The 23,440-nt window shown below is 52.2% G+C and carries 26 protein-coding genes; 25 read left to right on the forward strand and 1 reads right to left on the reverse strand.

The features are described 5' to 3' along the window. Positions 1–79 precede the first annotated feature (79 nt). The 3 genes from DS743_RS01525 to mreD are packed head-to-tail and all read left to right on the forward strand — an operon-like array spanning position 80 to position 2,525. The gene (locus DS743_RS01525; protein ID WP_002879146.1) at positions 80–1,084 is read left to right on the forward strand and encodes a rod shape-determining protein; all 1,005 of its coding nucleotides are present in this window, start codon (positions 80–82) and stop codon (positions 1,082–1,084) included. 50 nt (positions 1,085–1,134) lie between these two features. Continuing rightward, positions 1,135–1,986: a rod shape-determining protein MreC gene (mreC, locus tag DS743_RS01530; protein ID WP_016396347.1), complete on the forward strand. Its 852-nt coding sequence runs from the start codon at positions 1,135–1,137 to the stop codon at positions 1,984–1,986. Continuing rightward, the gene (gene mreD / locus DS743_RS01535) at positions 1,986–2,525 is read left to right on the forward strand and encodes a rod shape-determining protein MreD (protein ID WP_035183519.1); all 540 of its coding nucleotides are present in this window, start codon (positions 1,986–1,988) and stop codon (positions 2,523–2,525) included. The genes mreC and mreD overlap by 1 nt, the downstream gene beginning before the upstream one ends. A 56-nt stretch (positions 2,526–2,581) precedes the next feature. Here the strand turns inward: mreD and DS743_RS01540 are convergent, their stop codons facing one another. Beyond that, positions 2,582–2,704 (reverse strand): DUF4044 domain-containing protein, encoded by a 123-nt coding sequence (locus tag DS743_RS01540; RefSeq protein WP_003617443.1) that lies wholly within the window; start codon positions 2,702–2,704, stop codon positions 2,582–2,584. Positions 2,705–2,821: 117 nt separating this feature from the next. On the opposite strand from DS743_RS01540, the gene DS743_RS01545 reads away from it, so the two are divergent. From DS743_RS01545 to mnmA, 22 genes are all read left to right on the forward strand, one after another. Then, positions 2,822–3,151: a DUF3397 domain-containing protein gene (locus DS743_RS01545; RefSeq protein WP_004560519.1), complete on the forward strand. Its 330-nt coding sequence runs from the start codon at positions 2,822–2,824 to the stop codon at positions 3,149–3,151. A gap of 131 nt (positions 3,152–3,282) precedes the next feature. Then, on the forward strand, positions 3,283–3,714 hold the full coding sequence (mraZ, locus tag DS743_RS01550) for a division/cell wall cluster transcriptional repressor MraZ (protein ID WP_003617448.1): 432 nt from the start codon (positions 3,283–3,285) through the stop codon (positions 3,712–3,714). Positions 3,715–3,716: 2 nt separating this feature from the next. Beyond that, positions 3,717–4,661, forward strand: a complete 945-nt coding sequence (gene rsmH / locus DS743_RS01555) for a 16S rRNA (cytosine(1402)-N(4))-methyltransferase RsmH (RefSeq protein ID WP_002879139.1) — start codon at positions 3,717–3,719, stop codon at positions 4,659–4,661. Positions 4,662–4,672: 11 nt separating this feature from the next. Continuing rightward, positions 4,673–5,029: a cell division protein FtsL gene (ftsL, locus tag DS743_RS01560; RefSeq protein ID WP_003617453.1), complete on the forward strand. Its 357-nt coding sequence runs from the start codon at positions 4,673–4,675 to the stop codon at positions 5,027–5,029. Beyond that, complete coding sequence (locus tag DS743_RS01565) at positions 5,029–7,191, forward strand: PASTA domain-containing penicillin-binding protein (protein ID WP_035183517.1); 2,163 nt, start codon at positions 5,029–5,031, stop codon at positions 7,189–7,191. Before ftsL ends, DS743_RS01565 begins: the two co-directional genes overlap by 1 nt. Before the next feature lie 7 nt (positions 7,192–7,198). Next, positions 7,199–8,161: a phospho-N-acetylmuramoyl-pentapeptide-transferase gene (gene mraY / locus DS743_RS01570; RefSeq protein WP_035183514.1), complete on the forward strand. Its 963-nt coding sequence runs from the start codon at positions 7,199–7,201 to the stop codon at positions 8,159–8,161. Between the two features lie 6 nt (positions 8,162–8,167). Further along, positions 8,168–9,550 carry a UDP-N-acetylmuramoyl-L-alanine--D-glutamate ligase gene (gene murD, locus DS743_RS01575; protein WP_035183512.1) on the forward strand — a complete coding sequence of 461 codons (1,383 nt, stop codon included), beginning with the start codon at positions 8,168–8,170 and terminating at the stop codon, positions 9,548–9,550. Between the two features lies 1 nt (position 9,551). After that, positions 9,552–10,664, forward strand: coding sequence for an undecaprenyldiphospho-muramoylpentapeptide beta-N-acetylglucosaminyltransferase (murG, locus tag DS743_RS01580; RefSeq protein ID WP_035161873.1), 1,113 nt, complete (start codon positions 9,552–9,554; stop codon positions 10,662–10,664). Between the two features lie 23 nt (positions 10,665–10,687). Beyond that, positions 10,688–11,533, forward strand: a complete 846-nt coding sequence (locus DS743_RS01585; RefSeq protein ID WP_072544220.1) for a cell division protein FtsQ/DivIB — start codon at positions 10,688–10,690, stop codon at positions 11,531–11,533. 58 nt (positions 11,534–11,591) lie between these two features. After that, positions 11,592–12,974 (forward strand): cell division protein FtsA, encoded by a 1,383-nt coding sequence (gene ftsA / locus DS743_RS01590; protein WP_035183507.1) that lies wholly within the window; start codon positions 11,592–11,594, stop codon positions 12,972–12,974. A 15-nt stretch (positions 12,975–12,989) separates the two neighbouring features. Next, on the forward strand, positions 12,990–14,348 hold the full coding sequence (gene ftsZ, locus DS743_RS01595; RefSeq protein ID WP_013439340.1) for a cell division protein FtsZ: 1,359 nt from the start codon (positions 12,990–12,992) through the stop codon (positions 14,346–14,348). A 14-nt stretch (positions 14,349–14,362) separates the two neighbouring features. Beyond that, complete coding sequence (locus DS743_RS01600; protein WP_003617471.1) at positions 14,363–14,809, forward strand: cell division protein SepF; 447 nt, start codon at positions 14,363–14,365, stop codon at positions 14,807–14,809. After that, positions 14,809–15,111, forward strand: a complete 303-nt coding sequence (locus DS743_RS01605; protein ID WP_002879126.1) for a YggT family protein — start codon at positions 14,809–14,811, stop codon at positions 15,109–15,111. The genes DS743_RS01600 and DS743_RS01605 overlap by 1 nt, the downstream gene beginning before the upstream one ends. Next, the gene (locus DS743_RS01610; RefSeq protein ID WP_035183505.1) at positions 15,111–15,908 is read left to right on the forward strand and encodes a YlmH family RNA-binding protein; all 798 of its coding nucleotides are present in this window, start codon (positions 15,111–15,113) and stop codon (positions 15,906–15,908) included. Before DS743_RS01605 ends, DS743_RS01610 begins: the two co-directional genes overlap by 1 nt. Positions 15,909–16,224: 316 nt before the next feature. Continuing rightward, complete coding sequence (gene ileS, locus DS743_RS01615) at positions 16,225–19,020, forward strand: isoleucine--tRNA ligase (RefSeq protein WP_035183503.1); 2,796 nt, start codon at positions 16,225–16,227, stop codon at positions 19,018–19,020. Further along, positions 19,020–19,229, forward strand: a complete 210-nt coding sequence (locus DS743_RS01620; RefSeq protein WP_002879123.1) for a cold-shock protein — start codon at positions 19,020–19,022, stop codon at positions 19,227–19,229. Before ileS ends, DS743_RS01620 begins: the two co-directional genes overlap by 1 nt. A 15-nt stretch (positions 19,230–19,244) precedes the next feature. Then, positions 19,245–19,802 (forward strand): NUDIX hydrolase, encoded by a 558-nt coding sequence (locus DS743_RS01625; protein WP_002879120.1) that lies wholly within the window; start codon positions 19,245–19,247, stop codon positions 19,800–19,802. A 3-nt stretch (positions 19,803–19,805) separates the two neighbouring features. Next, the gene (locus DS743_RS01630; protein ID WP_003617478.1) at positions 19,806–20,024 is read left to right on the forward strand and encodes a hypothetical protein; all 219 of its coding nucleotides are present in this window, start codon (positions 19,806–19,808) and stop codon (positions 20,022–20,024) included. Positions 20,025–20,043: 19 nt separating this feature from the next. Then, a complete protein-coding gene (locus tag DS743_RS01635) occupies positions 20,044–20,742 on the forward strand; it encodes a 5'-methylthioadenosine/adenosylhomocysteine nucleosidase (protein WP_003617480.1) in 699 nt (232 codons plus the stop codon). Further along, complete coding sequence (locus DS743_RS01640) at positions 20,742–21,905, forward strand: cysteine desulfurase family protein (RefSeq protein ID WP_035183498.1); 1,164 nt, start codon at positions 20,742–20,744, stop codon at positions 21,903–21,905. Before DS743_RS01635 ends, DS743_RS01640 begins: the two co-directional genes overlap by 1 nt. Positions 21,906–21,959: 54 nt before the next feature. Next, a complete protein-coding gene (locus DS743_RS01645; protein ID WP_003617482.1) occupies positions 21,960–22,301 on the forward strand; it encodes a DUF1831 domain-containing protein in 342 nt (113 codons plus the stop codon). Positions 22,302–22,305: 4 nt separating this feature from the next. Then, complete coding sequence (gene mnmA, locus DS743_RS01650) at positions 22,306–23,433, forward strand: tRNA 2-thiouridine(34) synthase MnmA (protein WP_003617483.1); 1,128 nt, start codon at positions 22,306–22,308, stop codon at positions 23,431–23,433. Positions 23,434–23,440: the final 7 nt, after the last annotated feature.

Raw genomic sequence — 23,440 nt, forward strand, 5'->3', positions numbered from 1 at the left:
TTTTCCGCCAATCCATGACTTTCACGGGTATTATGCTATAATTAAGCAAGATTAAGCGAGTAAATAAGGAGAGATATCCGTGTTTGGATTAGGTTCAAAGAATATCGGTATTGACCTGGGTACCGCCAACACCCTGGTCTACGTTGAAGGCAAAGGCATCGTTTTGCGTGAACCTTCAGTTGTTGCCAAGAATACCAAGACTGGCGAAGTTATTGCAGTAGGTTCAGAAGCCAAGGAAATGATCGGCAGAACTCCAGGCTCAATCGTGGCTATCCGCCCGATGAAGGACGGGGTTATCGCTGACTATGACACGACCGCGGCTATGCTTAAGTACTTTATGGGCAAGACGGTCGGCAATTCCAAGCCTTCAGTCATGATCTGCGTGCCTTCAGGCGTTACTGAAGTTGAAAAGCGCGCTGTTATCGAAGCTGCCCGGGTGGCAGGGGCCAGAGAAGCTTACGTGATTGAAGAACCATTCGCCGCAGCTGTTGGTGCCGGTTTGCCGGTTATGGAACCAACTGGTTCCATGGTCGTTGACATTGGTGGTGGTACGACTGACGTAGCCACTATTTCCCTGGGCGGGATTGTTTCTTCAACTTCCATTCGCCAGGCTGGTGACAAGTTCAACCAAGCAATCACCAACTTTGTGCACAGTAAGTACAACTTGCTGATCGGTGAAAGAACCGCTGAAGACATCAAGATCCAAATTGGTTCAGCTTCTGTTGAAGCAGCCAAGGAAATCGAATCAAAGACCATCCGCGGCCGGGACCTGGTGTCAGGCTTGCCAAAGTCATTGGAAATCAGTGCCGTTGACGTTGCAACTGCTATTCAAGACGTTGTTCAAGACATCATTGTTGCGATCAAGGAAACCTTGGAATTGACTTCTCCTGAAATTGCCGCAGACGTAATTGACCATGGTATCGTCCTGACCGGTGGTGGTGCCCTGCTCAAGAACTTGCCAGAAGTCATCTCTGACGCGACCAAGGTGCCTGTCTTCATCGCTCAAGATCCGCTTGACTGTGTAGCAATCGGTACCGGTGAATCTTTGAAGCACCTGGACGTAATGCGGAAGACTAGCAGATAAGAAATAAGAAAACCGGCCTCCGAGCCGGTTTTTATATTGGATGGGTGTTTATGAAGAATTTTTTTCAAAACAGAAAAATGCTGGCGGCTTTCGGGACCGTGGCGGTTTTGGCAGCCCTGCTGGGCTCAACGGTGATGCTGAGAAACAACCTGAGCGCGCCGCTTTTGATCCAGCGCCTGGGCAATGACATCGTCTCCGTGGGCTCAAGAATCGTGAGCGTGCCGGTTTCCTGGTTTACTGACGGAATTGACAGCGTCAAGGACTTGCAGAACGCGGCTGATGAAAACAGTCACTTAAAAAAGAAGGTGGCTGAGCTGGCCCAGGTCGAAGCCAGAAATGCTGCCCTGGAAAAGGAAAACAAGCAGCTGAAAGCTGCCGCTGGAATTAAAAAGACCTTGACCGGCTACACGACCACGACTGCTTCAGTAATTTCCCGCTCCAGCGACAGCTGGTCAGAAGTCTTGACCATTGACAAGGGCAAGAGCTCCGGCTTGAAGAAGGACATGGCGGTCATGTCCGGCGGCGGCGTGATTGGCCGGATCCTGGAAGTCGACGCGGCCACCAGCAAGGTAGAACTGATCACCACGACTGACAGCTCAGCCAACCGTTTTGCCGTGCAAGCCACGACAGACACGGGCAAGGTTTTGCACGGGATCATCACCGTCCAGTCAAACGGCACTTTGACCTTTACCCAGGCCTCCAGCTCAAGCAAGCTGAAGAAGGGAACCAAGGTTTACACCAGCGGCCTAGGCGGGACTTCACCGAAGGGGCTTTTGATCGGGACGGTGGCGGAAACCACCAAGGACAGCTTTGGCCTGTCTGACTTGATCAAGATCAAGCCGGCCGGCAATTTGAGCGACGCGTCCGTGGTAACGGTCGTCAAAAGGAGCGTGGCTGGCTAATGCGGATTTTCAAGCAATGGGTTTTGGCCATCGCCCTTTACCTGGCTCTAGTTATGGAGGGGACCCTGTCCGTTTACCTGCAGCCGGCCTTGACTTACCAGCACGGCCGGGCGGGGTTCTTGCTCCTGCCAATCGCCGTTTTGATCATCGCCTATGAAGACGAAAGAAACGAGAAGGAAATCTGGCTGGCCCTGGCGGTCGGGGTAGTTGCCGACCTCTACTTCTGGGGGATCATCGGGATCTACACCTTTATCCTGCCGGCCCTGTCGGCTTTTGGCCGCTGGTATGCCCGGGTCTTTCCAGAACTCTTCGTTTTCCGCCTGCTGGGCAACATCGTGGCCATTACCGTCAGCTGCCTTTACACCTGGCTGGTTTTCCGTTTGATCGGCTGGACTGATTTGACCTTGAAGGCCATCGGCTTCAGCCTCTTATACACGGCCGGATGGACGACCGGGATCAGCCTGGCAACTTACTGGCTTTGGGCCAAGCTGGCCAGATCTTATCCTTTCCTGGTTGACCTGGACAATTACCGGTATTAATGAGCAATAAAAAAGCGGCCAGCGTGAAGCTGACCGCTTTTGAGCGTATTGCAGATTTATTGGGCAGTTAAGTAGTAAAGAACAGAGGCTGCCACGCCAAAGAGCGTGATCAAAGCCATCAAGACTATCATGAAATTCTCAATTTTTTGAAATGTTGACTTTTTCTTTTTACGTGCCATAGAAGCCTCCTATATGAGAGTGATTATAACCTTTTTGGCGGCGATTTGCAATTTCCTTGCTGCACTTTAAGAGAAAAATAAAAATGTGCTAAACTAGCTAGCAGATGGAGGAAAATTATGCTGATGATATTCTTATTGCCGGCCTTTGGCCTGGCTTGCGCCTACCTGGTCAACCTGATCTGGCCTAAAGCCGCCTTTAAAGGCTATGACGTCATGCCTTTCTTTTTGATCTACGCCTGCCAGCTGATGACCAACTTAAAGGGCGTGCCATCCTTTTTACCGGCCGGCTTTTTGCTTTACTTCATATTGATATTGCTGGCCGCCATCAGATGGGCCATGATCAACAAGAACATTTCCTTAGGGAAGATGTTCCGCCAGTTCTGGTCCTACCTGGATGCCTGCAGTTTCTTTTGGTATTGCGGATTGCTTTTGGTCGTTATGATCTGACAAATTACTGTCAGCCGCTTAGCGCGGCTGGCAGTTTTTTAATTTTTTCGGAAATCTGCTTGTGCTTTTCAGATATTGTGGTTTAAAGTGGGGATTTGTGGTAAATTGTTAACAGAAGGGAGGAGCCTGCCATGTTCATGGGCGAATACCAGCACAATTTGGACGCCAAAGGCCGTTTGATTATCCCGGCCAAGCTGCGTGAACAGATTGGGCCAGCCATGGTTTTGACCCGGGGCATGGAAGGCTGCATTTTTGGCTATCCTTTGACGGAATGGGCCAAGATCGAGGCCAAACTGGCCAAGCTTCCCTTGACGAAGAAGAACGCGCGGAGCTTTACCCGGATGTTTTATTCCGGCGCTATGGAAGGCGAATTCGACAGGCAGGGGAGAATCAACTTGTCCCCCACCTTGAAGAAGCACGCCGGCCTGGTCAAGGAATGCGTCATTGTCGGCGTCTCCAACCGGATTGAAATCTGGGCTAAGGAGCGCTGGGAAGAGTATTCTGACGAAGCCAACGAAAGTTATGATGAAATTGCGGAAGATTTGGACGATATCGAGTTATAAAGATGGAATTTAAGCATACTAGCGTGTTATTGCACGAAACAATCGACAACCTGGCCCCACAAAGCGGCGGCACATATGTGGATGCCACCTTCGGCGGGGGCGGGCATGCAAGATACCTGCTTAGTAAGCTGGACAAAGGAAATCTAATCGGTTTCGACCAGGACCAGTACGCGATTGACACCGCCCAGAGCAATTTTGCTGCCTTTTTAAAAGAAGACAGCCAGCCCCGCCTGCAGCTGGTTCACAACAACTTCAGCCACTTAAAAGAGGAGCTGGCCAAGCTGGGGATTAGCGGCATTGACGGCATCTACTACGACTTGGGTGTTTCATCTCCGCAATTGGACCAGGCTGAACGTGGTTTTTCCTACCGTTTTGACGCAAGGCTGGACATGCGGATGGACCAGAGCCAGGACTTTGATGCTTACCAGCTGGTCAACCAGTATGACCAAAAGCAGCTGGCTGACGTCCTTTACCGCTACGGCGATGAGAAGTTTTCCCGGCAGATCGCCAGAAAGATCGTTGAAAGAAGACGGGTCAAGCCGATTGAAACTACTTTTGAGTTAGTGGAGATCATTAAGGAAGCAATTCCGGCAGCAGCCCGCCGCAGCGGCGGCCACCCAGCCAAGAAGAGCTTCCAGGCCATCCGGGTGGAAGTCAACCACGAGCTGGACGTTTTGCGGGCATCTTTGGAAGAAGCCATCAGCCTGCTCAATCCCGGCGGCCGGATCTCCGTCATCACCTTCCAGTCTTTGGAAGACAAGATCGTCAAGCAGACCTTCAAGAAGTATTCAGAAGTTGAAATTCCCCGCGGGATGCCGGTTGTGCCCGAGGGGATCAAGCCAACTTTACGCCTGGTCAACCGCAAGCCGATTACGGCCAGCGAGGAAGAACTGGCGGAAAACAACCGATCACACAGTGCAAAGTTAAGAGTAGCAGAGAAGTTATAAAGAGGACCACAATGGCTGGAAACACAGTTAGAAAATACAATTACGAACCAGAAGAGGAAGCCCGGAAAAGTCCTCGTTTGGTGGTTGATCCGCAGAAGGTGTCATACTCAGCTTTTGAAAAGCTGCTGGCAGTCTTGGGCCTGCTTGGGGCAGTTGCCTTGATTACCTTGAACGTGTCGGCTAGCGTTTCGGCGACTTACGCCCAGCGGCAGCTGACCAACGTCAAGGAATCAATTACCAAGCAAAAGAACGCAACAGCTGACTTGCAGCAGGAAATCGGTGAGCTGTCATCAAATACCCGCCTGAACAAGATCGCCCAAAGTCAAGGACTGAAGTTGCGTGAAAATAACATTAGGACAATTCGCTAATGAAGAAGACCACTAATTTAAGAAAAATAAAATCCAGAGCACACGGCTATCGCTTTACAGTTGGGAGAATTCTAGAGCTAGTCGTTGCTTTGGTTTTTCTTTTTTTTGCCGGCCGCATGCTTTATTTGTCGATTTCAAAAACGATTGATGGCCAGGACATCAGCAAGAGAACTGCCGCGATCTACCGCCGCAACACCGTATTGACCGCTAACCGGGGCACGATTTATGACAAGAACGGCTTGATCATTGCCCAGGATTCCCACACCTACACGGTCTACGCGATTTTGGACAAGACTTATGTTGACTCCAAGAAGAAACCACTCTATGTTCAAGACAAGGAGAAAACGGCTGATAAGCTGGCCACGGTTTTGCCCCTTTCCAAGGCAAAAATCCTCAAGTATCTGAACCCGAAAAATAAAAACACCTTCCAGGTTCAGTTCGGGACAGCCGGGTCCGGTCTGACCCTGACTGAGAAAAAGAAGATCCAGGCCATGCACCTGACCGGGATTAAGTTCATGGAAACGCCGTCGCGCTTGTATCCAAACGGGGTTTTCGCCTCTAACGTGGTCGGCTATACGGTTTCTCAAACCAATTCCAAGACGCAGACGACGGAACTGGAAGGGGTGACCGGGCTTGAAGCCTACTTCAATAAGATCCTCAAGGGGACCAACGGCTATGAGACCAGCATGGTCGACTCTTCAGAAAACCAGCTGCCAAGCGGATCCCACTCCTATAAGGCGGCTAAAGACGGGGACAATCTATATTTGACGATTGACTCCCAGCTCCAGAGCGCCCTAGAAACCTATATGAGCAAGGTGCAGAAGAACTACAAGCCGAAAGCTATGACAGCGGTCATTGAGGACTTGAAGACAGGGAAGATCCTGGCAGCCTCCCAGCGGCCGACCTTCAACTCTCAGACCAAGGCTGGAATCAGCAAGGCCGGCAGCAACCTCCTGGTCCAGTCCAGCTATGAGCCGGGTTCTGTTTTCAAGATCCTGTCTCTGGCCGCCGCGGTCAACAGCGGCAACTACAACCCTAAGTCCTACTACCGGTCAGGGTCAATCACCGTTTCCGGCTCCACTATCTATGACTGGCAGAAGTCCGGCTGGGGGACGATCCCGTTCTCCCAGGCCTTCCCGCGCTCCAGCAATGTCGGGATGGTCTACCTGGAAAAGAAGATCGGAGCCAAGCTCTGGCGCAAGTACCTCAAGATGTTCCGCATCACCCACAAGACCGGGATTACCCTGCCAGGTGAAGTTTCCGGCAGCTTGTCCTTCTCAAGTCCGGTTGACCAGGCGGTAACTTCCTTTGGCCAAGGGGTCACGGTCAATGTCATGCAGATGATGCAGGTTTACAGTGCCCTGGCCAACAACGGGCAGATGGTTAAGCCGCAACTGGTGGAAAAAATCACCGATTCTTCGGGCAAGACAATCAAGAGCTACAAGGTCCAGAAGGTTGGCAAGAAGATTTTTACTGCCCAGACCAGAAAAGTAGTCATGCAGAACATGAAGAAGGTTTTGGACAAGGAAATCGGGACCGGCCACATCTACTACATGAAGGGGAAGGACTTCGGGATCAAGACCGGGACGGCTCAGATTGCCAAGTCAACCGGCGGCTACATGACCGGGGACCGGGACTATGTCTTCTCAGTCGTGGGGATTACCCCAACTGCCAATCCCCGCTACTGCATCTATTTGACCATGAAGCAGCCAAGCAAGCTGGGCAGCGGGGCCGAAACCATCCTGGCCCAGATCTTTAAGCCGATGATGAGCCGGCTGGTTCTTTTGAACAAGGGGGACAAGTCAGCTTCGGCCGTGGTCAAGGTGCCGAAGTTTACCGGCATGACCTATGCCAAGGCGAAAAAGGCCGCGACCTTAAATGGTCTTTCCCTGGTTCGTCTGGGGACTGGTTCCAAGGTCCTCAGCCAAAAGGCAGGGGCCGGTGAAACGGTATCCGTTGGCAGCACCGTCTTTGCCTTGACTAGCGGCAAGATCAGCCTGCCGGATTTGACCGGCTGGAGTGAAAGCCAGATTGAGGCCTACGCCTCCCTGGCTGGCATCAAGCTGCAGCTGTCAGGCAGCGGCAAGGTCAAGTCACAGAGCCTGGCCCAGGGGACGGTAGTTAAATCAGGGACGAAATTGAAAGTAGAGTTAAAGGAGTAATAGATCGATGCAAGCAAGTTTGATTGCTTTTATGATTTCACTGGTACTGAGCGCCTTGCTTTTGCCATGGCTGATCATCTGGATGAGAAGCCACGACGAAGGCCAGCAGATCCGGGATGAAGGGCCGAAATGGCATGAAAAGAAGTCGGGAACCCCGACCATGGGGGGCACGGTCTTCGTGCTTTCAGCCGCGGTCGCAACGGTTGCCATCTGTGCTTACAAGGGCCAGCTGTCTAAGACAGTCTGGATTTTGTTAGTTGCCCTTTTGGGCTACGGGATCATCGGCTTTTTGGATGACGGCTTGAAGCTGTTTTTCAAGCGGAACCTGGGCCTGAGAGCCTGGCAAAAAATGGCCCTGCAGCTGCTCGTCGCTGCTGCTGGTATCGTTTTGCTGGCAGCCAGTGACAACTTTGACTTCCCTCTTTACCTGCCTTTTGCCGGGGTGGTCAAGAACGTGGCCCTCTTTACCTTGTTTGAAGTCTTCTGGCTGGTTGGCTTTTCAAATGCCGTCAACCTGTCTGATGGTCTGGACGGCCTGGCAACCGGTCTGTCCTTTATCGCTTACAGCACTTACGCCTGGCTGGCCTTTAAGAGCCAGAACTTCGGCGTTCTGGTCTTCTGTATGGCGGTAATGGGGGGCCTGGCAGCCTTCTTCATGTTCAACCACAAGCCGGCCAAGATTTTCATGGGGGATGCCGGTTCCCTGGCCCTCGGGGGCGGTTTGGCGGCAGTCAGCATCTTTTTGGGCCGGCCATGGTCCTTGCTGTTGGTCGGGATTGTCTTTGTCTGCGAAACGGCCAGCGTTATCTTGCAGGTTGCCTCATTTAAGACGACTGGCAAGCGGATTTTTAAGATGACGCCAATCCACCACCACTTTGAAATGCTGGGCTGGTCTGAATGGAAGGTCGACCTGGTCTTCTGGCTGGTCGGGCTGGTTGGCAGCGGAATTTACTTGATGATTTGGGGATAATTAACGATGAAAGAAATCGATAAATATGCTGGTAAAAACATTCTTGTTTTAGGTCTGGGCCGGAGCGGCTTTGCGGTCAGCAAGCTGCTCCTTAAGCTGGGCGCGCGTTTGACTTTAAACGACAAGGCCGACTTGGCTGCTGACCCGAAGGCTAAGCAGTTAGCTGACCTGGGCGTCAGAGTAATTGGCGGCAGCCACCCGGTTGACCTGTTTGACCAAGAAAAGTTTGACTACCTGGTTAAAAACCCCGGCATCCCTTACGAGAACCCGATGGTGGCTAAGGCCAGCGAAAAAGGGGTTCCGATCATCACTGAACCTGAAGTTGCTTTAAGCGCCAGTGAGTCGCCTTATGTCTGCGTCACTGGTTCAAACGGCAAGACCACCACGGTCATGCTGACCCAGCAGATCATGGATCACTACCTGCAAAAGCAGGGCCACCACGCTTACGCGGTCGGCAACATCGGCTGGCCGATTTCTGAAGTAGTTTTAAACCAGGCCGGCCCAGACGACCTGCTGGTCGTGGAAATGTCCAGCTTCCAGCTGATGGGGGTAACCGACATTGAGCCAAAGGTAGCCGCCATCGTTGACATCTATAACAATGTCCACCTGGACTACCACAAGACTTTTGATAACTATGTTGACGCCAAGCTGAACGTTGGCCGCTTCCAAAAGGCCAGCGACTACTTCCTGGCCAACTTTGACCAAAAGGATATCCTGACTAGAGAAGAAAAGGCAACTAAGGCCAAGATTCTGACCTTCAGTGAAAATGATCCAGCTGCAGACTTCTACATTGGCCAGGACTACTTGATGCATGGCGAAGAAAAGATGATGAAGATTGCCGACATCAAGCTGCCGGGGATCCACAATTTGCAAAACTCCCTGGTTGCCATCGGCATCAGCAGCCTGATGGGGGCGGGCAAGGACGACATCGCGGCCGTTTTGTCCACCTTCACCGGGGCTGAACACCGCCTGCAGTACGTGACCACCCTTGACGGGGTCAAGGTCTACAATGACTCCAAGTCAACCAACATTGAAGCAGCCACCGTGGCCATCCAGTCCTTCAAGCAGCCGGAAGTCCTTTTGGCCGGGGGCCTGGACCGGGGCTTTGTCTTTGATTCCCTGGTTGATCTGCTTAAAAAGCACGTCAAGGCCATCGTAACTTACGGGGAAACCCGTTACCTGCTGGCGGACGCGGCCAGAAAGGCCGGAATCAAGACCATCGTGGTCGTTGACAACCTGCACGAAGGGGTTAAGGCAGCATCCAAGCTGGCTGAAGCCGGCGACGTCCTGCTCTTTTCACCGGCCTGCGCTTCCTGGGACCAGTTCAAGACCTTTGAAGAACGCGGCGAATATTTTGTCAAGTATGTAAAAGAATTGGAAGAGAAATAAAATGAGAGTTATTTTTTCTGGTGGCGGCACTGGCGGCCACATTTATCCCATCATGGCCTTGATTGAACGCCTGAAGGAAGAAGGCATTTGCCAAGACGATGAGATTTTGTTCGTCGGCACCAAGAAGGGGCTGGAATCCAAGATCGTGCCTGCCGCCGGGGTCAACTTTAAGACCATCGACATCCAAGGCTTTGACAGAAAGCACCTGTTGAACAATGTTAAGACCATCCATCTCTTTTTAAAGGCGACTAAGCGGGCCAAGGAAATTTTGGCTGACTTTCAGCCGGACGTTGTCCTGGGCACTGGCGGCTACGTCAGCGGGGCGATTGTCTACGAAGCCAGCAAGATGAAGATTCCGACCATGATCCACGAGTCCAACTCCGTGGTCGGGGTGGCCAACAAGTTCTTAGGCCACTACGTGGACAAGATCTGCTATACTTTTGACGACGCGGCCAAGGAATTTTCGGAAAAAAAGAAGCTGGTCAAGACCGGCAACCCGCGTTCCCAGCAGGTTTTGAGCTTAAATGCCAAGCCAGTTGACCTGGCAGGCGATTTGGGCCTTAACCCCCAGATTCCGACTGTCCTGGTCTTCGGGGGTTCACGGGGCGCCTTGGCCATCAACCGGGTCATGCTCAAGTCTTTGATGGAGCTGAAGAAGAAGCCTTACCAAGTGATCTGGGCAACCGGGACTTACTACTATGACGCGATTGAGAAAAAGCTGGCTGATGTTGACTACGGCGACTCCATCAAGGTCGTGCCGTATATCGCCAACATGCCGGGCCTTTTGCCGGAAATGACCTGCGTTGTTTCTCGGTCCGGGGCAACCAGCCTGGCTGAGTTCACGGCCTTGGGCGTGCCAGTCATCTTGATTCCCAGTCCTAACGTGACCCACAACCACCAGATGAAGAATGCCATGGACCTGGAAAAGGCCGGGGCGGCTTTGGTGATTGCGGAAGATGATCTGAACGAAAACACCTTCGTGTCCTCCATTGACCACCTGCTTTTGGACCAGAGCTATGCCGAAAAAATGCGGCAGGCTTCCAAGGCCTTGGGCGTGCCCGATGCATCTGACCAGGTCATCAAGGTCATGAAGGAAATTGCCAAGAAGAACTGATAATAAACGATTAGGAGGAAGCAATGGCTCGCAAACGGATAACCCGCAGAGACCCAGAAGAGGAGCTCTCTAAATTCTTACGCCACGAACCTGGACAGGGGCAGGAAACGCGCAAATTGTCGAGCCAGCTTACTTCGCTTAAGAAAGAACGCCGGCGGGGCCTGCTTACCCGGCTGGGTTCGATCATGGCCGTCTGCCTTTTGGCTATCGCTTTTTTAACCTACTACGTCTCGCCTTTAGCCGACGTATCAACGGTCAGGGTGCTCGGAGCTGATGACCTAGATGGCAAAAGCATGGTTGAAGTAGCCCAGATCAAGGCTTCTGACAAGGTCGTTGATGCCTTGCGGGGGCAAAAGAAGATCAGCAAGAAGCTGGCCGCTAAATACCCTGAAGTGGCTTCGGTCACTTTATCGGTCAAGGGGCTGAACACCTTGAACATGCAGGTGCATGAGCGGAAAGTGATCGGCTATATTAAAGACGGGTCCAGCTACCGGAAAATTCTCGCCAACGGGGAACTGGGCACCAAGAGCCTGGCCTGGAGCGAGGTCGACCATGACAAGCCGCTTTTTATCGGCTACAGCAAGCAGGTGGCCTTGAAGACCAACCTTAAAATTTTTAACTCTTTTCCTGAATATTTCAAAAAGCAAGTCAAGATGCTGTCTGGCAATACCAGGCGCAAAACCCAGATGGTTCTGGTCATGAAAGATGGCAATGTGATAATCGGCAACACTGAGACGATAAAATCCAAGGTTAAGTACTATAACTCGATTAAACAGGATTTGACAACCAACAGTGTCATTGACATGGAAGTCGGTGCCTTTACCCGCCCTTTGACTAGCGCGGAAAAAAAGGCTTACGGCTTGTCTTAATTTTGTATCTTTAAATAATTATGATATTATCTATATATTAGAATTGGGGTAAGGAAACTTGGATAATTCAACTTTGTTAGTTGGTTTGGACATTGGGACCACGAGCATCAAAGTCGTTGTTGCCGACGCCGCTCATCAAGAGCTGCAGGTTTACGGGGCAGTTGCCGCTCCTACGCGGGGGATGCGGCATGGCAAGATCGTTGATATCGATCAAGTTGCTGAATCTGTCAAAAACGCTATCCAGCAGGTCAGCGAGAAGACCAATAGCAAGATCAACCGGGTAGTGACTGCCTTGCCAGTCAGCATGCTGCAGCTGGAAAGTACAACCGGCCTGGTCAATATTTCTGATTCCGGCAAGGAAGTAGCTAATGAAGACGTCCAGCGGGTCATGTACGCGGCTACCAAGGCTGCCAAGAAAAAGGACCGGCAGGTAGTGGCCTTCTTCCCCAGCCGCTTTTTGATCGACGGGGAAAAGGACGTTGACGACCCGCGGACCATGATTGCCCGCTCCCTTCTCGTCCAGGGGCTGGTAATGACGGCGCCGTCAGCGGAGATTCACAACATCAACACGGTCTTAAAGCACGCTGACATCCAGAACAACTTCTTTGTTCCGGCACCGATGGCTTTTTCCAGCGTAGCCCTGGATGAGGCAGAGAGAACCTTCGGGGCAATTCTGCTGGACATGGGCGGCGGCAGCACGACCGCCACGGTCATCCGCGATGGCCAGATCAAGTACGCTACCGTCGACTTGAAGGGGGCGGCCGACATTACCCACGACATTTCCGTGGTTTTGTCAACGACAATGAGCGATGCTGAAGCTTTGAAGCGGGATTATGGCTATGCCGACCCGGACCTGGCTTCAGAAAATGAAAAATTCGCGGTCAAGGCTGTAGGCAAGGACGAAAACAACCTGGTCAGCGAGAAGTATCTCAGTGAGATCATCAATGCCCGTCTGCAGCAGATCCTGCGCCGGGTGGGCCGGGGCCTTTACAACCATGATGCCCTGTCTTTGCCGGCCGGGGTTATTATTACCGGGGGCAGCGCTCTTTTGGCCGGGATTGATGACCTGGTAGCGGCTGACTATGACGTTAAGGCCAAGATCTACCAGCCAGCCCAGATTGGCCTGCGCAATCCGGTTTATTCAGTGGCCTACGGGATCGTCAACTATGCCAACAACCTAAGCGATATCGGCTACCTGGCCAACACCGTGATTTATCATGATTCAGCTCTTGCTTCAAACGAGCGGCCGACCAGTGCCGGAAATAGTCAAAAAAATGCTAAAAGAGTGACGAAGAAAGCTGAAAATAATACTGAATTAGCTTATAATAAGACTAAGCTTGATGGGGAAGTAGACACTGAAACCCGGCATGAAGAAAAGACTAATAATAACGAAAATAAAAACAAGGGCTTAGCTGCATTTCTCAGAAAGTTCTTTGATTAAGGGTGGTAAACGTAGATGGCTTTGGATTTTACTTTTGATTCAGATGACAACAACAACGCAGTTATCAAAGTAATTGGTGTTGGCGGGGCAGGCGGCAATGCCGTCAACCGGATGATTGAAGACGGCGTTCAAGGCGTCTCTTTTATCGCGGCCAACACTGATGTACAGGCTTTGAACAGCAACAACGCTGAAGTTAAGATTCAGCTGGGGCCGAAACTGACCAGGGGCTTGGGGGCAGGTTCACATCCTGAAACCGGGCAAAAGGCCGCTGAAGAAAGCGAAGAAACGATTGAAGACGCACTTAAGGGTGCTGACATGATTTTCATCACTGCCGGCATGGGCGGTGGTACTGGTACCGGGGCAGCCCCGGTAATCGCCAAAATTGCCCGGGAAACCGGTGCTTTGACGGTTGGGGTGGTTACCCGTCCATTCAGCTTTGAAGGCCCTAAGCGGTCCAAGAACGCCGCTGAGGGAATTGCCAAGCTGAAGGAATACGTTGACACCCTGGTCATCGTTGCCAACAACCGGCTTTTGGAAATCGTTGACAAGAAGACACCGATGATGGAAGCATTCAAGGAAGCCGACAACGTCCTCAAGCAGGGTGTCCAGGGCATTTCCGACTTGATCACTTCAACTGACTACGTGAACCTGGACTTTGCTGACGTCAAGACGGTCATGGAAAACCAGGGGGCAGCCTTGATGGGGATCGGCCGGGCCAGCGGCGAAAACCGGACGGTGGAAGCAACCAAGATGGCGATTTCCTCACCGCTTTTGGAAGTTTCCATCGACGGGGCCAAGCAGGTCCTCTTGAACATCACTGGCGGTCCGGACTTGACCCTGTTTGAAGCTCAGGATGCTTCAGAAATCGTTTCAACGGCTGCCGGCGAAGATGTCAACATCATCTTCGGTACGGCCATCAACCCTAACCTGGGCGATGAAGTCGTGGTTACGGTGATCGCTACCGGGATTGATGACGAAGCTGAAGCAGCTGCTTCCAAGCAATTGCCAGGCCGCGGCCACCAAGTGAGTGCGCCTAGAGAAAAGCCAGCTGCGCCTAAGATCTTGACTCCGGAAGAAGCTGCTCCAGCTGCTCCAGTACAAGAAGCGCCAGTTCAAGCTGAAGCAGCTAAGCCGACCAGCCCGGTCAAGGAAGAGAAGCCAGCCATGATGGACCCGATCAGCGTTTGGGGCCTCAACGACGATGACTACTCAAGACGGCAAAACCCGGAAGAACAAAAGCGGCAGGCTGAAGAAAAGGAAGCGGCTTCGGATGCTGACCCAAGCAGCGCCATTTCCCAAATTGACATCAACACCGATTACGACGACGATGATGACGACGATATTCCGTTCTTCAAGCACCGCCGGGACCGGTAAAGGAGGCAGAGTAAATGAACAACAAATTTAAGGACTTTTTCGGCTTCGGCGACAACGATTCCTATGAGGAAAGAGACGCCTACGAGGAACATTACGACGAACAAGAAGAAATGCAAAATAGCAACCGGCCAACTAACAGCCGTGACAGCAATGTCGTGTCCATTAAGGCCGGCCAGGCTGGCAGCGGGCCAAGCAAGATCGTCCTTTACGAACCGCGGGTATATTCTGACGCTAAGGAAGTAGCCCAGAACCTGCTCAACCAAAGGGCGATCATCATCAACTTCAGCCGGATGGACGACGCTTCTGCCCGTCGGGTAGTCGACTTCATCACCGGGACAGTTTACGCCCTCAATGGTGAAATCCAGCGCGTCGGCGACAAGATCTTCCTGGCTACTCCGCCGAAGTTTGAAACTGACGGCAAGATCACTGAACTGCTTGATAAGAAAGATACTTTAGGTTAATGCAAACATTTTTGGTTTTTTTGTACCGGCTGCTCTACTTCATCTGTGAAGCTTACAGCCTCTTGATCATTATTGATGCCTTTATGTCTTGGATTCCGGCCATCAGCGAATCAGCGGCCGGCCGCTGGATCGACCGGATCGTCAACCCCTTCGTCAACCTTTTCCGGCAGGGGCCGATCCTGCGCTTGATCTACGCGACTGGCATCGACATTTCACCAATGATTGCACTGTTTGTGATCTACTTTGTCCAAAGCGTTGCCTTGGGCTGGCTCTTTAGCATTTTAGGGAGGATCTTCCTGTGATGGACAAGCGCCAGGCCAGCAGCTTTTACCCATATTTTGCAATTGAAGAAAGACCAACAATTGACCAATTTGTTGGTCTTTTTAATCGCCTCTTGTTTACCGGCCAGGCCTTTTTGACGGACTTCCTGGACCCCCGGCAAAGGCAGATCATGGAGACGATCGCCGGCGAGGAAGCCATCGTGCAGGCTTTTGGCGGCTATGAAGAAGCGGAAAAGTGCCGGCTCTACATCAGCCTGGAATGGGAGAACCTGCGCCCAGATGACTACCACGTTCAGCTTTTTGAAATTGAATACCCGCAAAAATTTGCCAGTCTCCGCCACAGCCAGATTCTGGGCAGCCTGGCCAATTCCGGGGTAAAAACAGATACTTTTGGCGACATCATCACGGACGGGCAAGGCCGGTGGCAGTTTTTCGCGGAAAAAGAACTGGCTGGCTTTTTTGCCAGTCAAATCGACCGGATGGGGCCAGTCAAGGTCCGCCTGGAAGAGAAGCCCTTAAAAGACCGCCTGGAAGCAGAAGACAATTCCGAGATCATTACCGCTGTAGCTTCCTCCATGCGCCTGGACGCGGTTTTAGCGGCTCTAAGCAATAAGTCCCGCAGCCAGGTTAAAGAGGCCCTGGAGGCCGGCGAGGTCCGCTTAAACTGGCATGAAGAAGAAAAAGGTGAAAGCCTGCTGAAAGTTGGCGACATCTTGAGCCTGCGCCGCTTTGGCCGGGTCAAGCTCTTGTCTGTCCAGCCCAGCAAAAAAGGCCGCCTGCGGGTGGAAGGCCAGTTTTGGCCAGCAAAAAGGCAATAAATATTTGACAAAGGGCTGGTTGATGCCTTAAACTCTTTTACTGTAGATAGAGAACTTTTTTATTGTTTTTTATCTCTTACATAATTACGATTAATAAATCAGACTGACAGTCCTGCTTAAAGGCGACCTTAGCGAGTTAATGATGGTGGAAGATTAACACAAGCCGGCGAGCGATCAGCTGCCGATTGGTCTGAGCGGGGGCCGGCACGATAAGCCAGCAGGAGTGGGGCTCTTCGGGGCTCAATTTAGGTGGTACCACGATAGTCTCGTCCTATTTTAGGATGAGGCTTTTTATTTTAGCGAAAGGATTTTTTATATGCGAGTTAAGGATACGCTGAACCTGGGCAAGACCAAGTTCCCAATGCGGGGCAACCTGCCCAAGCGGGAAGCAGAATGGGAAAAGAACTGGGAAGACCAGAAGTTTTATGAAAGACGCTTGAAGCTTAACGAAGGCCATGAAAGATTTGACCTTCACGACGGACCTCCATTTGCCAACGGCAACATTCACATGGGCCACGCCTTGAACAAGATCACCAAGGACATCATCGTCCGGAGCAAGAACATGGAAGGCTACTACGCTCCTTACGTTCCGGGCTGGGATACCCACGGCCTGCCAATTGAGCAGCAATTGACCAAGCAGGGCGTTGACCGCAAGACCATGGACCGGGCTGCTTACCGGGAATTGTGCCGGAAGTTTGCCATGGAGCAGGTTGAAAAGCAGCGGACCGACTTCAAGCGCCTGGGCGTTATGGGCGACTGGGACCACCCTTACATCACCCTTTTGCCGGAATTTGAAGCCGCAGAAATCCGGATCTTCGGCAAGATGTACGAAAATGGCTACATCTACCAAGGCAAGAAGCCGGTTTACTGGTCCTGGTCCAGTGAATCAACTTTGGCGGAAGCCGAAGTCGAATACCACGACGTGGAATCACCATCAATTTACATTTCCTTCCCGGTCAAGGACGGCAAGGGCAAGCTGAGTGAAGAAAACACCTACTTCCTGATCTGGACGACCACGCCATGGACTATTCCTTCCAACCAAGGGATTGCCGTTAACCCGAAGTTTGACTACTCAGTTGTTGAAGTTGGCGACCGCCGTTACGTTGTCGGTACTGACCGCTTGAGTGCCGTAGCCGAAATCTTGGGCTGGGACAGCTACAAGACTGTTCAGCACCTTAAGGGGACGGACATGGAATACATGGTGGCCAAGCACCCTTACATCGAAGGCCGCGACAGCCTTTTGATGGAAGCTGTCTACGTTACTGACGATGATGGTACCGGCCTGGTCCACACCGCTTCCGGCTTTGGTGAAGACGACTACAACACTGCCATGCGCTACGGCTTTGACGTTTTGTCCCCAATGGACAACAAGGGCTGCTTCACTGAAGAAATCCCTGACCCGGACCTGGTGGGCAAGTTCTACACTGACACCAACGAAATCGTCAAGGACAAGCTGACGGCTGCCGGCAACCTTTTGCACTACAGCACCTTTGTCCACTCCGCCGCTCACGACTGGCGGACCAAGAAGCCGGTAGTCTACCGGGCAACCACGCAATGGTTTGCCTCAATCTCCAAGTTCAGAGACCAGATCCTGGACCAGATTGAAAAGACCACCTTCTACCCGGCCTGGGGCAAGACCCGCCTTTACAACATGATCAAGGACCGGGGCGATTGGGTGATTTCCCGCCAACGTGCCTGGGGCGTGCCTTTGCCAATCTTCTACGCTGAAGACGGCACCGCCATCGTGACGCATGAAACCATCGAACACGTGGCTGACCTCTTTGCCAAGGAAGGCTCCAACGCCTGGTTCACCCACCCGGTTGAAGAACTTTTGCCAGAAGGCTTTACTTCAGAACACTCACCAAATGGCAAGTTCACCAAGGAAACTGACATCCTGGACGTTTGGTTTGACTCCGGGTCATCCTGGAGCGGGGTCCAGGCTCTGGGCAGAGACGTTCACTACCCGACTTCCATGTACCTGGAAGGCAGTGACCAATACCGGGGCTGGTTCAACTCCAGTTTGATCACCAGCGTGGCTACCAACGGGGTATCTCCTTACAAGTCAGTCCTGTCTCAAGGCTTTACTTTGGACGGGCAAGGACGGAAGATGTCCAAGTCATTGGGTAACACGATCGCTCCTAACGATGTCATCAAGCAAATGGGGGCCGAAATCATCCGCCTCTGGGTTGCTTCCGTTGACGCTTCCGGCGACGTCGGCGTGTCAATGGACATCCTGCGCCAGGTTTCAGAAGGCTACCGGAAGATCAGAAACACCTTCCGCTACATGCTGGCCAACACGGCTGACTTTGATCCGGAAAAGGACCGGGTAGCTTACAAGGACCTGCGCAAGATCGACCAGTACCTGGAAGTCAAGCTTAACGACTTAGTTGCCGAAAGCATTGTCAACTACGACAAGTATGACTTCGCTGACGTCTACAAGCTGGTCTTCAAGTTCATCACCAACGACCTGTCCGCCTTCTACCTGGACTTTGCCAAGGATGTCCTTTACATCGAAGGCAAGGACAGCCACGCCCGCCGGTCAATGCAGACGGTGATCTACGATGCCGCTGTCAAGCTGGCCAAGATCCTGGCACCAATTTTGCCGCACACCATGGGCGAAGTTTGGGGCTACTTGAAGGAAAAGGAAGAAGACGTCTACCTGTCCAACTTCCCTGAAATCGAAGACTACGCTGACGCTGACGACTTGAAGGAAAGCTGGGGCGAATTCATGAAGCTCCGCGACGATGTTTTGAAGGCTCTGGAAGAAGCCCGGGACCAAAAGCTGATCGGGAAGTCCTTTGAAGCCAGCGTAACGGTTTACCCAGGCGAAGCAGCCAAGGCTGCCTTGGACAAGCTGGCTGGGGAAGACTTCCGGGAAATCTTGATCGTGTCCAACCTGGTCATGGGCCAAGGGGAAGTACCGGCTGAAGCCAAGCAATTTGACCAGGCCAGCGTACTTGTCCGCCGGGCCGAAGGCGAAGTCTGCCTACGCTGCCGGATGTATCGGACTGACCTGGGCGCTGACAGCCGTTTGCCGCAGCTGTGCGGCCGCTGCGCATCTATCGTGGCCGGCGACCACCCGGAAATACTTGAAGAAGGCCTGGAAGACTAATGCGAACCGGACTTGTAAAACAATTTGCCGAAAAAGCAAGTTTCGGCTTTATCGAAGACGACCAAAATCACAAATTATATTTTGTCTTTTATACTGCCATCAAGGAGGAGGGCTATAAGAGGCTTGAAGTCGGCCAGCGGGTGAGATACCAGCTTGCCCAGGGTAAACACGGACTGCAGTGCATCAACGTTTACTTGGCCAAAGACTAAGCAAAGGAATGACATATGGATTTAAAGGAAACTGAAATTTCAACGAAGGAGGCTTTCCACGGCGGCTTCATCAACCTGCATGTTGAAACCGTGATGCTGCCAAACGGGAAAACCGCCTCCAGAGAGCTGGTCGACCACCGGCCTGCTGCCGCGGCCATCTGCATCAACGATGAAAAGAAGATGCTCCTGGTTACGCAATGGCGGGAAGCGATCAAGCAACTGACTCTCGAAATTCCAGCTGGAATGATTGATGCTAGCGACGTGAGTCCCTTGGATGCAATGAAGCGGGAGTTAAATGAAGAAGGCGGCCTGAAAGCCGAATACTGGGAAAAGGTTGCCGAATTCTACACTTCACCGGGATTTTCCAATGAAAAGCTGCACCTTTTCTACTGTGACACGCTCAGCCCAGTGGCTAACAAACTGGACCTGGACGAGGATGAATTTTTGACGGCAGAATGGTACAGCCTTGAAGAGTTAAAGAACCTGTTGACAGAGGGCAAAATTGTCGACGCAAAGACCATTTATGCTATTTCCGTATGGGAAAACATGCTGCTGACCGGTTCAGAAGGTTAGACTATGACAGAAAAACGTTCCGATTACCGCCGCCGCCAGGCAGAGCAAGCAGAAAAGGCAAATAGACAGGAAGCAGCTGATTCAGCTGCTTTTCCTGCTTTTAAGCAGGACCAGGACCAGAAGACCTTAAAGGCAGAAAGGCTGAAAAAAAGGCTGAATTTTGCTATCCTGGTCGTGTGCCTCTTGATCATCCTGGTTTGGGTGATTTTATTGAAATTTTAAACTGAATTGAGGATTACCGATGAAAATTGCAATCGTTGTTCCAATGGCTGAAGAAGCTGAATTTTATCATCAATACTTTTCCTCAGGTAAAAAAGAAATGTTCGGTTCAACGGAATTCGAACATTTTTCCGTTGCCGGCAACGATCTTTACCTGGGCTTGACCGGGATCGGCAAGGTCCAGGCGGCCATGAACCTGACCAGCCTCCTGGCCAAGGAAAAGATCGACCTGGTCATCATGACCGGGTCGGCAGGGTCCTTGCAAAAAGAAGTTCAGCGGATGGACCTGGTTTTACCAAGCGAATTCGCCTACCACGATGCCCACAACACTTCAGCGGGCAACTATGTCGAAGGACAGATCCCGCAGGAACCGGCCCGCTTTAAGCTGGACTGCGCGGAAAGAGACAAGTTCAAGGACTTTTTGGGCAAAAAGGGCGTGGCCTACAAGGAAGGCTTGGTCGTGACCGGGGATTCCTTCATCTCCTCTCAGGCACAAAAAGACGAAATTCTGGGCAATTTCCCAACCGCCCTGTGCGTGGAAATGGAGGGGGCAGCCTTTGCCCAAGTGGCCTACCACTTTAACGTTCCGCTGATCGCCTTGCGGGCCATCTCCGACAATGGGGATGAAGATGCTGACAACGATTTTGCAGCCTTTGTCAGAAAGGTCGGTGCCCAGGCGGCAGAACTGATCGTGGAATACTTAAGGGAGAATGATTTTTAATGAAGCAGGTATATCTTGACAACGCGGCAACCACGCCCATGTCACCGACCGTCATTGACGTGATCACGGATGAAATGGCCAATGACTTCGGCAATGCCTCCAGCACCCACACCCTGGGCCGGAAGGCCCGCAACAGCATGGAAACGGCCCGGCACACCATCGCCCAGGCAATCAATGCCAAAGACCAGGAGATTATTTTTACCTCCGGCGGTTCTGAAAGCAACAATACGGTAATTTTTGGCGTGGCGGAAATGCAAAAAGCAGTTGGCCGGCACTTGATTACGACCAAGATCGAACATGAATCAGTTTTAAAGTCCATGCAGCACCTGGAGGAGCTGGGCTATGAGGTGACCTACCTGGACGTGGACAGAGACGGGCATATTTCCCTTGACCAGCTCCGCGAGGCCATCAGACCAGACACGATTCTGGTCTCAGTCATGGCTGTCAACAACGAAGTCGGCAGCATCAACCCCCTCAAGGATATCGGCCAAATCGTCAAAGACAGCCAGGCCTTCTTCCATGTTGACGCTGTCCAGGGCCTGGGCAACATTGACCTGGACGTGAAAGAAATGGAAATCGACTTTATGTCGACTTCAGCCCACAAGATCAACGGGCCGAAATTCCTGGGCTTCCTGTATGAAAGAGACGGGATCCGTCTGCCAAACCGGATTTACGGCGGCGACCAGGAACTGAAGCGGCGGGCTGGTACGGAAAACGTGCCGGGGATTGCCGGCTTTGGCCAGGCTGTAGCGGAAGTTCAGGCAGAAAGCAAGGCTGACCTGCAGGCCAAATACACTGATTTCCAGAAAATCATCTTGAGCCGGCTGGATGAGAGCGGGGTGGCCTATGAGGTCAACAGCCCCTTGACCGGTTTGGTTTCCCACCATGTCTTGAATCTCCGTTTAAACGGTTTGTCCACTTATGTCCTTTTGGCCAACCTGGACCTGGCTGGCTTCGCTGTTTCAGGCGGGTCGGCCTGCACGGCCGGCAGCCTGACCCCGTCCCACGTTTTGACGGCCATGTTTGGCCAGGATTCACCAAAGGTCAGCGAATCGATCAGGATTTCTTTTGGCCGCTACAACACGGTTGAAGAAGTGGAAGCTTTCGCGGCTGCCCTGGTGAAGGTGGCCCGCAAGCTGCAAGACCGGAAGCGGGAAGACTAAATAGTTGCTTTTTCAAGGGAATGTACTTACAATTAATAAGCGAGGTTTTACTTTATGGCTAATACTGTGATGATCAATGGCGACAAGCGGAAGTTTATGCTTAACCCAGACGTGAAGCTGTATGCGTTGATTGACGCCGGCTTCCAGAAGACCCCCCGGGGCAACTTTGTCTATGAGCACCCGCTTTACAACGAATCGCCTTACAACGCGACGACCAAGCTGAAGATGACCATCAAGAGCGACTTGACCAGCTTGACTATGGTCGTTACGGATCCAAGCGGCCTGAAGAAGGTAAACATTTTTAAAAACAAGCAGCTGGCTCCGACGGTTGAACTTTTGGACTACATCTTGAAGGACCTGGAGGAGCGGAAGATTTTAAGCGAAGTGAAGGATTGATTTAATGGTTGACAATAGCAAGATCAGAGTCGTTGTCGGCATGAGCGGCGGGGTTGACTCCTCAGTTTCGGCCCTCTTGCTCAAGCAGCAGGGCTACGACGTCGTCGGCGTTTTTATGAAGAACTGGGACGACACCAATGATGATGGTGTCTGCACGGCAACTGAAGACTACGAAGACGTCAAAAAGGTAGCCGACAAGATCGGCATCCCTTACTATTCGATCAACTTCGAAAAAGAATACTGGGAGCGGGTCTTCCAGTACTTTTTGAAGGAATACAAGGCTGGGCGCACGCCTAACCCCGACATCATGTGTAACACCGAAATCAAGTTCAAGTCCTTCCTGGAATATGCCCTGGACCTGGACGCGGACTACCTGGCCATGGGCCACTATGCCAAGACCATGGTCGATGAAAACGGGGTAACCCACATGATGCGGCCAAAGGACGGCAACAAGGACCAGACTTACTTCCTGAGTCAATTGACCCAAGAGCAGATCAAGCGGGTCATGTTCCCCCTGCAAGACCTGACCAAGCCGGAAGTGCGGCGGATTGCCGAAGAAGCCGGCCTGGTCAACGCCAAGAAGAAGGACTCAACTGGCATCTGCTTCATTGGGGAAAGAAACTTCAAGCACTTCCTCAGCGAATTCCTGCCAGCCCAAGGCGGGGACATGGTAACCCCGGACGGGAAGGTTGTCGGTCATCATGCCGGTCTCATGTACTATACGATCGGTCAGCGGCAGGGCCTGGGCCTGGGTTCAACCAAGGAGTCAACCGCTCCCTGGTTTGTCGTGGGCAAGGACCTGGAAAAGAACCAGCTGATCGTGGAGCAGGGCTATGACAGCCCCCGCCTTTACGCTGACCGCCTGCAGGCTTCCGGCATGACTTTCTTTACCGGCAACCCTGAGGAGGACACGGAATTCAAGGCAACCGCCAAGTTCCGCTACCGGCAGTGCGATGTTGGCGTTACGGTCAAGTACCACGCAGCCAGCAAGACTGCTGATGTCTACTTTGACGAGCCAGCCCGGGCAGTTACCCCGGGCCAGGCTTTGGTTTTATATAATGGCGAGGAATGCCTGGGCGGCGGAAACATTGACGCTGCCTTCAAGGATGACAAAAAGCTGCAATTAGTTTAACGGCAAG

It is taken from the genome of Lactobacillus leichmannii (assembly GCF_024701915.1).
Classification (GTDB): Bacteria; Bacillota; Bacilli; order Lactobacillales; family Lactobacillaceae; genus Lactobacillus; species Lactobacillus delbrueckii.